Raw genomic sequence first — 10714 nt, forward strand, 5'->3', positions numbered from 1 at the left:
TGTATAATTTATATAAAAACCCCTCACTCCTCTTGTTCAGAGGTCTCATATATAAGTAAACCCATGTTTACTTATCTAAATATTATCATACTACTATTTACTGTATTTGTCAAGTATCTTATCCATTGAAAATAAAAGTAATATATGTTTCTTATTTTTTAATAATATTTTTACTATCATGGAATAGTACTTAAAACCACTTCATTTATGTGTAATATAGATTACAAACAGATATATAGACACACCACATCAACATATGCAATACGGGTCACTATAACAAATGGGTGTTGAGTTCGTCTGCTTTATTGTAAAGAATTTAATTGCTATAAAAACCAGAACACATTATTGAACTTATAGAAAAATAAAGAGTACGTTGTCTCTTGCCTTCATGTGTTTTATCTTCTTCTCCCCTTCACAAAATAATCAACAACTTTATGCAGTTATACTCGGTGGTTCATCTTCACAATTTTTAAAAGCATTTTTTAATATGGTAAACTCAATACTTCATAAAACATTTAAATTATTTAAAAAGGAGTTCTGCATGTTAAAGCAACTTCCATTTCCATTCCATTCTTTTGTTGCAAATGCTCTCTGTGTCAAACATCTTAAGCTTTCGTTTTTCATCATGCTAACACTTTCCAGCCTAACCGTTTCCGCAACAACGGTTGATAAACTACAATCACCACCTTCTTTAAGCATATATATTATTCCTAACAGCAAAGCGGTCAATGACATTATTAAGATATGTGGCAAAACCTCCTGTCAGCAAACACAACACATTGCTTCCCTTAATAATATAAGTGCCGAATCCATTAGTAATAATAATCGTGGAACAGCAATCGTATTTAATTCTATAGAAGATGCAAAGGCAAAGATACTTGAGATAAAAAAAGTACAAGGTCTTCCGCCAGGTGGTATTGAAGTCATTTTGAAAGAAGGTGAGTATACCCTTCCATCAACCCTCATTTTTACGGAGGAAGATAGTGGCACAGAACAATCACCAATAATATATCGAGCCGAACCAGGAACCTATGTTGTCATAACTGGCGGTATTCGTTTATCTAATTTTAAGAAAGTGTCAGATGAGCCTGGCTCAGAGCGAATTAATCCTGAGGTAAAAGACAACATTTTTGTCCTTGACTTAACCCGTTACGGTATAAGCTCATTGCCACCATTAGAACTTGCAGGCTTTGGAAGTAGAAAGGTTCGCACGGCAGATAGAAACTATCAAAATTATAACACTTTCCCATGTCCTGAACTTTTCTATAATAGACTCCCCATGACCATTGCCCGTTTTCCGAATCAAGGGTTTCTTCGTGTTGCTGGAGTTCAGGGAGATAAAGATGAGTCTGACCCAAACAATCCAAATCTCATGAAAAACGTCCGTTTGAAATTAGAAGGTTGTCCCCTTGCCAATTGGAGCAAAGAGACGAATATCCTTTTATATGGCTACTGGTATTATGATTGGGCAGACTCATACGAAACAGTGTCATCAGTAAATGTAGAAACCAGCGACGTCCTATTAGCGGGTCCAGGGTCTGCTTATGGTTACCGTGAAGGTGCACGTTACTATGCCATCAATCTATTATGCGAATTAGACCAGCCTGGCGAATGGTATATTGACCGCGAACACATGCTCCTTTATTTCTATCCACCTGCATCATTAGACGGAGCCAATATAGAACTTTCCCTATCTGATAAGCCAATGATTATTTTTAAAAATGCAGGTTATATCACACTTGAAAACATCCATTTCCGATTAAATGCCACTAATATATTACAAATATTCGACGGTAATAATATCCAGATATCGGGTTGCTCCTTCTCTGAATCCGCAGGCTATGGCATCACCATCGGTAATGGCAAAAATCACAAAATCCAGTCTTGCGATTTTACAACCTTAGGCAAAGGAGGCATTTACCTTGCAGGTGGTAATCGTAAAGATTTAACACCCTCTAACTTTGTGGTGGATAATTGTTATTTCTATAATCTTGCCCGTATCGACCATACCTATAATCCTGCGGTTTATGCTACTGGTTGTGGACATACACTTACGCACAACCTTGTTCACAAAAATCCGAGCAGTGCCTTCAGAATAGATGCCAACGATTGTCTAATCGAGTTCAATGAAATCTTTGATGTCCTATTAGAATCGGATGACCAAGGCGGAGCTGACATGTGGGGAAACCCTGCCTATCGTGGTGTTGTTTACCGCTACAATTATTGGCATCATATCGGCAATTGGCAGGAAAATGCGGAACAATTGAGCTGTGGTCAGGCTGGGATACGATTAGATGACGCAATCTCAGGGGTTCACATTTATGGGAATATCTTTTACCACTCCTCCTCTGGTGAAAATGGGTTTGGAGGTATTCAAATACATGGTGGAAAGGATAATCTTGTTGAGAATAACATTTTCGCAGAATGTCGAATTGGTATCAGTTGCACCCCTTGGAGTACTGAGCATTGGACAAATTTTGTTAAAAGTATATGGGACAATCAAGACATAGATAAAGACCTCTATTTGCAACGATACCCCGAACTAAACCATTTGTACGAAAACATTAACCAAAACACTGCCCGTAATAACATCTTCTGGAACTGTAAAAAAACAATAGTACGTGCCCCATCCAATTTCATTTTCGAAAACAATCTGGAAACTACGGAAGAGCAACTGTTCCCCTATGCGAAAGAAGGAAATTTCAACACAAATGAGACATGGTTAGGTTCTCAGAATTTTTCATTCACATCTATCCCATTTAACTCCATCGGCTTATACAAGGATACGTATCGGACAAAACTACCTGAGGAAATTATCCGCAAAGGCAGAACACAACAATAATTCCTCTCGCCCACAGAAAAAATAGCCCAACCCAAAACAAATTCAAAAGAGGCAAAGTCTTATTATAAACAATCTGAGTAAAAACAAAGACCTCTTTAAATTGATGATAAAAATGAAACTAAAACATAAAATAATAGTTCTAATCTTTGCCTATTTACTTCTCGTCACACATATATCCTCTGCCATTGGTGTCCGTGCACATATTGAAATCGGGTTGCAGGCAATCCGTAACTATATCCAGCCATGGCGTGAACAATGTTCTGGTATTTCAACACTTTTCGAAGATACTGAGGTATATCCTGCTTTTTATGCGGGCTGTGCTTTCCCCGATTGGGGCTATGGTGAGATTAACCCTGATTCCGCAGAAGCGTCGCATTGGAACAAATTCATGACGACATATGTCTCCATTCTAAAGCAAAAACTTCCATCCTTACCGCCATCCGTTGCTCGGAAAGAAGTGGCTTTTTTCCTCGGCGTTGTAGTTCATAATATTTCCGATATACCATGGCATTTTGATGAAGTGGGGCATCGCTCATTTTTAAGTTCTGCCCGCGAAGAAGGCAATTCATCCCATCGTGATGCGGAATTTAGCACAGATGTCTTCCTATTCGCCGAAAGTCAAACAGAACCGCTCATTCCTCTCGAATTGTATTGGCCTTATGAGACAATATTAGAATGTTTCAAACAGATAGACATGGACGTAACTGCAGAACAACTGAAAGCAGGGTGCACTCGTGAACAGGCATATCTAACAACAGGTCCTTTCCTTGCTATGACACAATTTGAGTCTATGAAACAAAAGCATAATTGGGTTTATCAACATTATAAAAATTATTACTACGGCGGTTTAGAGCATAATGCTTCCGCTGTGAGCACGTTTATGAAATATTACTTTGCAATAATTACCGATAATATGTTCATCCAAAATAGTTTAAGTTATGCACCATACGTCCGCCGTAATAATGACTACATCCCTATATGTGATATTCAAGACACCACCATTATCAAAAATATGCCTGACAACAATGCAGGGATGGAACCTTTCCTCTCTGTTGGGAAACAAGAAAACAACGAATGGAAAATTCTTATCCGCTGTGCACTACCTCCCATTTTTGAAAAGGAAAACCTGAAAAAGGCTTCAATCTGGTTATATGCAGAACAGATAGAATATTCCGCCGACCTAAAATTTATTACAATAAAAACACAACGAATTACAACACCGTGGGATGAAGGAACAGGGAGTAGTAATGAGTTCAGTGGGAAAGAGGGTTGTTCTACATTGGGGGTAAATTGGTCTACTCAACCTGAAGTTGATGGTAGTTCTACTCAGCTGATAGCCATACCAATCTCACCGAATTGGATACAGATTGACATTACAGAGTATGTAAAGTATTGGATGGATAATCCTCAATTAAACTATGGCATAAATATATCAATGGCTGAGAATACAGACAAGAATTGCGTTATCCGCTTCTTCTCATCGGATGCATTTCGTGAAAATGATAGCCCTTTTTGTGGTGGAGAAAGAACTGCATATCGCCCTGCCTTCACTATATTAAACAAAAATACACTCACGGAGTACCTATTCCCTGATAAAACTACAAAACACCAAAAATGAATAAGGTTAGTAATTATGTATAAAAGGGGAGATGTTTTAGTATTCAAAATTTCCATGCCACGGAAGGAACAGAGACAATCCTTCATCTCCAGAATGAATCTGGTAAACATTCCCATCAAACTCATATTGAATGGATAACTCCGAAAACTTATCTAACCCTAACTCAGCAAGATAAGAAGGCACCAGATAATCTAACGACACTGGATATACGCCATTATCAACAGCGTACCATTCGACTGCAAGGAATATTTTTGATAAAGTAAGGGTCATATTGACATGTTTACGATGCTGGTCTACCATTGTGTCTGGTGGAAATATGATTTTCCGCAATTCTTCTAATGGGTAATCCGTCACTTTCGTCTCCGTTCCTTCATCTGTGGGTGGTAACTTTAAGAACGTTTCCCATGCGTTCTGTAGTTCCTGTTCAGAGCATCGGGCAAGCCAATCCTTTTCCGACGGCTCATTAAGGATGTTCTGCAAAGCCTGCCTCAATATAGAAACAGAAGGAATCTCCGTTTGAGCCCAAACCGCAATCTGCCGATACTCATTATATTTTACCGTGTTCTTATCCTGTGCAATTTTCTCTGAACGCAATAATAAATTCATTCCATCTCGGAATTGTTGTGCAGATAATAACCGTAATCGTGCCAACTCACGGAGCACAATCCCCATAGATTCAATTGCGTAAAGCGGTATATGCGTCAATTTGCCGTAAACCTGTTTCTGAAGCGACTCTGCAAATTGAACAAGCAAATTGACATCCATAATCAACGAATCGTTAGGTTGGTGACTTAAAACAAGAAGGTTTATGGTTAACAACTCAAAAAAATTCTGAAATGGTTCGATGGCAAGAGGTGGTTCGTTTAATACCACTGGTGGGGGTAATATTCCACGTTCGTAGGAAATACCATCTCGCCATTGCTGAAATGCCATTTGAATATTGTTAACATAACCGACTATCTCTTCTGGCACAGGGTTATTACCTAATGTCAGCAGTATTTCCCATGTCTGTTGTAGCCAGTTTATATCAGCCGGCGGTAAGGATTCTACTGCTAATAAGTAATAGTAAAATGCATCCATAGGAGTAAATGAACGAGAGGTATAATACTGCGGTTCTACTTTTTTCCTCTGTTCATCATATCGATTGTATAAAAGTTGGAATATTTTTCTGTTCAAATCGATTTTGATTTCTGCCTTTGTTTCAACAGGTTCTCCTTCTTTGGTAGGTTCTTTTGTTTCAGGAGGAGGTGAAGGAGATGGTTCTTGCGTTTTTGTTTCCCCTTCATTAGAGATTGAATTTTCTGAGAGTTGGGTGGTGACAACAAGGTTACTATCATCAGTACCAGTGCCATCCTGACGTGTTTTATTTAAAAACATAACAAGTATCAGAAGAAAGAGAATCGTGGCTACACCAAAACCTAACGATATAGTTAAACGAATCAAAACCTTATTACTTCTCCGTCGGATTTCTGTTGTCGGCAAATCTGAACTTAAAGACTCGCGAATAAGACCTGCCACCCCATCAATTAACTGAGCAGGACACGGTTCATAGGCATTAGTAGACAAAATCTGACTTAACTGTGGGACAGTTAAATTTATTTTTACTAAACTCAATCCACGTCGGATATGTTCAATTCCTTTGGCAACCCGCTCATCAATTTTCTCTCTCGGTAAACGCAAATATGTAACGAGGTTCGCAGACTCTTGCCCTTCAAGAATATGTAGAATAATCGGCAATGAATATTTTTCTGACAAATTGGCGATAAGCACATCTATCCGAGGGCGAATATCATTCCATGACACAGGTGTATTAGTATCGGATGGTGGAGGTAATTGCTTAATTACGGACATGGCTTCACGCGTCGCTTCACGATGTAAAAACACAGCAATCGGCACAGGTGGAAGGAGAGATAATTGAATTAATTTTTTGAAACAGGTCTTTGCTATCTCGAGGGAAATATTTGGTTCCTTTGTCAATCGCAACGCAACTCCATAAACCATACCACCATGACGCGACACCAATTCTTGAAATGCTCCTACATCACGTTGCCGTATCCAGAGATCTAAGCACTGGTCATCCGATAACTGCATAACTCTCCTTATATCTTAAATTATATTTTCCATTTAGTATATCTATTTTACACCAAATTATACGAAAAGCCAAAGAGAGCAACCGTCTAACTGACTCGTCGTCTGACCTGTCTGTCTCGTCCAACCTTAAAAAGTAAAAACCTTTGCCCTTAGTTTGCTGGGGTATATTCCCCTGTTATATGTGTCGAGATACCACGCAAGGATAGCACATCGGTCTGCATCAATAATGTGGTCATTACCCTTAGAATAAATGTATTGTCCCTGTGCATTAAGTAGATATGTATGATTGGCATATTGTTGTTCACGTTCCACACTTTTGGGAAATATAATTGTATGTTCTGTTAATCGTCGTTGTAGTAATTCTGTCATCCATTCTTTTGTGCGACGTCGCTGGACTGTTCCATCGGACAAATGCCCAGTCTCAATCATAGCACCGAATTCAAATGCACAAATTTTACGCTCCCATTCATACCCCAGAGACATTAATAGGTGTGCAACTGCTCTGCCACTATTACCGCAGTCAATCCCTATTCTACGGAAATGGTAGGCACGGTCTAAAGCCTGAATAACCTCCTGCTGTTGGGCATAGTTTACATGCTCCAGATGAACACGAAAAACACCAATTAAATATGGGGGCTCATTCCGATAGACAACAAATTCGGAAGGAGCCTGGGCAAAACCTAAATCACAGCCCAAGTAATAATGACCCGCTGGAATATCGCTCGGTAGTTCCAACTCCAGTACCGAGTTTTTTAAAATCACTTCATTTAAAGGAAGCGATTCATCTACACATGATAAGTAATCATCAAGATTAAACACTGCGTTTACTGGCTCGCCATGTAAACCTAAAACACGATGAATATACCCTGGGCTATCACGTCCGCCATAGAGATAAGCAAGTTCCTCATCTTTCTGCTTTGTAAACTCTGGATTAAGATAGCTGGGCCAATGATATTGTTCTGCCTCCGCTAAGAATGTCATCCGATAAAAAGTGTTTCGTAATCCATTTGGCACTCCATAAACCCAACGGCGTCCTCCCGCATTAAGGGCTTGATACAATTCGCCCCAGCTTGTATCGGTCATCTCTTGGGCTTCATCCACAATCTGCCAGTCCACATGCATCCCTTGGAAATTAATCCCTCGCGGCCCAGCAATACGCCCCCAAAGAATAAATCCATTGTTAAATCGGATGAAGTACGATGGCGAACGACGTAACTCCGCAATATTTCCTGAAAATTCGGGGCTTGTTTCGAAACGACGGACAAGGCGGTTCATAACTGGAAACAGATGATTTTCACATTGTGTTGCAATAAGCATCGACGTGCCAGGCATACATACCATTGCCCAACACGCAATAATCTCTATCTCTGTGGTCTTGCCTACATCACGACCATCACAGTGAACTTTGCGGAGAGCATGTGATTCTAATGATGCCCGTTGATACTCACGCAAACGCCACGGTCTACCTTCTGCATTACGGAAAAAGCGATATGCAAATAATTCACGTGATTGTAAAAGTTGATATAGCGACTTCTGTAATTCATGCATATTTAATCTCTTCCGAAATATGGTTGCAAATAAACCTCACCATTTTTTAATAAAATGTTGTTTCATACATCTTGCACACTTATATGCCTGGCGGATACCAGACCTTCACTTCTTTTGTTTGTTTTCCCCATCGTATTGCATCTTTATGTTTTTTGAAGAATAGGTCTATCCGATCCCCTTGAGTGGAACTGCCACGGTCTTCTACCCGACCATAGCCGTAACCAGGTATGTACATTACAGTTCCAAAAGGAAAGCGACTTGTATCGGCTGAGATTGTTCCTTTTTTCGCTTTAACACCACTTGCAGTCATCCCTACTTTTTTCGGTTTGCCTCGATTTGGACCATGAGCAACCACAGGACGTCCAAACCTCAGCCAGCTCCGTTTCCAATTGCAACATTTACCACATGGACAAAAACCTCGTGTTTCTAATGTTAAAACCTCTGAACGTCCACCCGCAGGTGGTCTGAATCGATTCGAGGTCGTTGCACAGCCCATACATAACAGGATAAGAATCGAAATGAATATGATAGAACTTTTTTTTAACATACCCACTTACCTTTCACTGGTTGCATTACGAATGCGTTACCTTTGATTATATTCTATCAAAAACAGATTCATTTTCAATTACAAATTTCAACATCTTCTTTAATTGTGTCAATATCGGGTTTAATTCCAGTTTCAATCGGTAGCGTATCTCTACCTTTTTCTAATTCCTTTTCGCAATGGAGTAAATCTTGTACAAGTTCAGAAATACTTTGACTATGTACATGCTTTGGTTCTGATGGTTTGATTCGCTCCAATTCAGCTACAATGTCCCTCAATCGTTCAAGATATTTGAACAACATCTCAAACTTCTGAACCGTCTCATTCTGTTTTATATGTTTCCTCTTCACAGTTTCGTATCCATCTGTTATTTCTTCTTCTAAAGATGAAGTTTTTTCAACATCATGTTCACACCGTTGAATAAAAAACATTAAAACCAATAATTCCCTCAACCGAATTTGAAGCCATGGGCTAATTTCTATACCTTTATCTTCAAACCAGCCCGAAAGTGCTTTAACCTTTTCTCGCCATTGACGTTTCTCAAATGGAGTTAGCCATTTTTCACCCTTCTCAAGAGAATAAAGAATATAACCCATTGTTTGCCTCCTATTTATTGTGTTCTTTATAACTCCTCATTTATATTCCAAATCGTTTTGCCCTCGTAAAAACATAACCTATTCACCTACAACGAAATAGGAGGGGACAACCCCTGTCATTCTAAAGGAATACAAACAAATCTGCTTGTGGAAAGTTAAATGTAGCATAAGCATTCCTATCGACGCATCACTTCTACCTATTTATTAATACTACCTGTTCCATATCATACCCATTTCAGCTATCACATTAGTTCCACTCCATTAGCAAAAAGGCTGATGGTTCTTTTGCAATTAAGAACCTTCAAATGTTAATGGGTCTCGATAGAAAACGTAAGAATAATCCTAACAACGCAATAATAAACCCCAAACCAGAACAAATAACACCACCCCAATATGCACCTACTGCTACCTGACCCGTCCCAAGTAAAAAATCGAAGATAACAAAAATTAAGCCGAACAGAACAAGAAACGCACCTGTAAATACAAAATCAATAGGATAACTTTCATGAAGTTCATCCTGCTCTATCTCAAACAGTTCTCGTATTTGGGGAATCTCATCAAGGAGTTCTGGCGTCTCTTCTAACCGCTCAAGTAATGCAAGCCGAACACGATATTGTATCCATACTCGCATTATTGCACGAAAAGCAAAATAAAATGTCGTAACAACTACAAATAGTAATGGCAAACTCATAAGTACTTCCCGCAATGGTTACTCTCCTTTATTGACATGATTCCATAGAATATAGTTTCATATATTTTACATCTTTTTTCTCATCAACTAAAAACCTAAATTCTACAACATCAAAAAAAGTTTTTTGAAACGAATACAACACATTCTACTTAAAATCACAACCGTAAAAAAACGGAGGCACTCTATTCACTCCGAATAAAGTGCCTCCAAAAATCGTGTAGGGAAAATTCCCTTACTAATTACTAAATGTTAATACGTGCCTTTTTGCCAGCACGAACAAGTAACAGACCAGATACAAGACCTAACAACATCATATCTGCCATATATGAACCACCTGAACCATTTCCAGCACCGCAGGATACGATGAACTTACGTTTCGGTTCTTGCGGTTGTGTTTTCTCTCCTTCTTTAGTTCCTTCAGTGGTCCCTTCACCTTCTTTTGTCCCTTCTCCTTCTTTACTGCCTTCTCCTTCTTTCATTCCTTCTGTCGTTGAACACGGTCCTGAGGAAACTACAAGGTTCACCGCTGTGCCCGGAGTTACCTGCGTCCCTGCAGACGGATTCTGACTGATAACATTACCGGCGGATACGCTATTACTACACTGTTGTGTTATATTACCCACCGTTAACCCAGCTGTACTCAATGCATTTGACGCGTCAGGTTGACTCATCCCTTGTAAATTCGGAACTTCTACTTGTGTTGTCGCATCCTTTAATATCTTCGGAGCCTTCGGGTCGTCAAACATTGGAACATGGGCATACATATCATTTATCATTGCCTGAG

8 protein-coding genes are annotated in these 10714 nt (G+C 39.3%); 2 read left to right on the top strand and 6 right to left on the bottom strand.

Features of this window, described 5'->3' with window-relative positions; genetic code table 11:
• Positions 1-541 precede the first annotated feature (541 nt).
• Entirely contained in the window at positions 542-2842 is a 2301-nt protein-coding gene (locus PLJ10_13030; GenBank protein HOK10569.1) for a right-handed parallel beta-helix repeat-containing protein, read from the top strand.
• Positions 2843-2954: 112 nt separating this feature from the next.
• Positions 2955-4460, top strand: a complete 1506-nt coding sequence (locus PLJ10_13035; GenBank protein HOK10570.1) for a DNRLRE domain-containing protein — start codon at positions 2955-2957, stop codon at positions 4458-4460.
• A 36-nt stretch (positions 4461-4496) separates the two neighbouring features.
• Here the strand turns inward: PLJ10_13035 and PLJ10_13040 are convergent, their stop codons facing one another.
• The 6 genes from PLJ10_13040 to PLJ10_13065 form a co-directional block, all read right to left on the bottom strand.
• On the bottom strand, positions 4497-6551 hold the full coding sequence (locus PLJ10_13040; GenBank protein ID HOK10571.1) for a hypothetical protein: 2055 nt from the start codon (positions 6549-6551) through the stop codon (positions 4497-4499).
• A gap of 126 nt (positions 6552-6677) precedes the next feature.
• Entirely contained in the window at positions 6678-8099 is a 1422-nt protein-coding gene (locus tag PLJ10_13045) for a hypothetical protein (protein ID HOK10572.1), read from the bottom strand.
• Positions 8100-8178: 79 nt separating this feature from the next.
• Positions 8179-8646: a 3D domain-containing protein gene (locus PLJ10_13050; protein ID HOK10573.1), complete on the bottom strand. Its 468-nt coding sequence runs from the start codon at positions 8644-8646 to the stop codon at positions 8179-8181.
• Positions 8647-8720: 74 nt separating this feature from the next.
• Complete coding sequence (locus PLJ10_13055; GenBank protein HOK10574.1) at positions 8721-9239, bottom strand: hypothetical protein; 519 nt, start codon at positions 9237-9239, stop codon at positions 8721-8723.
• A gap of 301 nt (positions 9240-9540) precedes the next feature.
• A complete protein-coding gene (locus tag PLJ10_13060) occupies positions 9541-9945 on the bottom strand; it encodes a hypothetical protein (GenBank protein ID HOK10575.1) in 405 nt (134 codons plus the stop codon).
• A 227-nt stretch (positions 9946-10172) separates the two neighbouring features.
• Positions 10173-10714: PASTA domain-containing protein (locus PLJ10_13065; GenBank protein HOK10576.1), on the bottom strand; the 542-nt coding region annotated here is incomplete at its 5' end.

Origin of the sequence: Candidatus Hydrogenedens sp., assembly GCA_035361075.1 — a bacterium.
Taxonomy (GTDB): domain Bacteria; phylum Hydrogenedentota; class Hydrogenedentia; order Hydrogenedentales; family Hydrogenedentaceae; genus Hydrogenedens.

Excerpts from the sequence above, each read along its gene's own strand:
- PLJ10_13030 (HOK10569.1), top strand. The coding sequence starts at position 542 with ATGTTAAAGCAACTTCCATTTCCATTCCATTCTTTTGTTGCAAATGCT.
- PLJ10_13035 (HOK10570.1), top strand. The coding sequence starts at position 2,955 with ATGAAACTAAAACATAAAATAATAGTTCTAATCTTTGCCTATTTACTT.
- PLJ10_13040 (HOK10571.1), bottom strand. The coding sequence starts at position 6,551 with ATGCAGTTATCGGATGACCAGTGCTTAGATCTCTGGATACGGCAACGT.
- PLJ10_13045 (HOK10572.1), bottom strand. The coding sequence starts at position 8,099 with ATGCATGAATTACAGAAGTCGCTATATCAACTTTTACAATCACGTGAA.
- PLJ10_13050 (HOK10573.1), bottom strand. The coding sequence starts at position 8,646 with ATGTTAAAAAAAAGTTCTATCATATTCATTTCGATTCTTATCCTGTTA.
- PLJ10_13055 (HOK10574.1), bottom strand. The coding sequence starts at position 9,239 with ATGGGTTATATTCTTTATTCTCTTGAGAAGGGTGAAAAATGGCTAACT.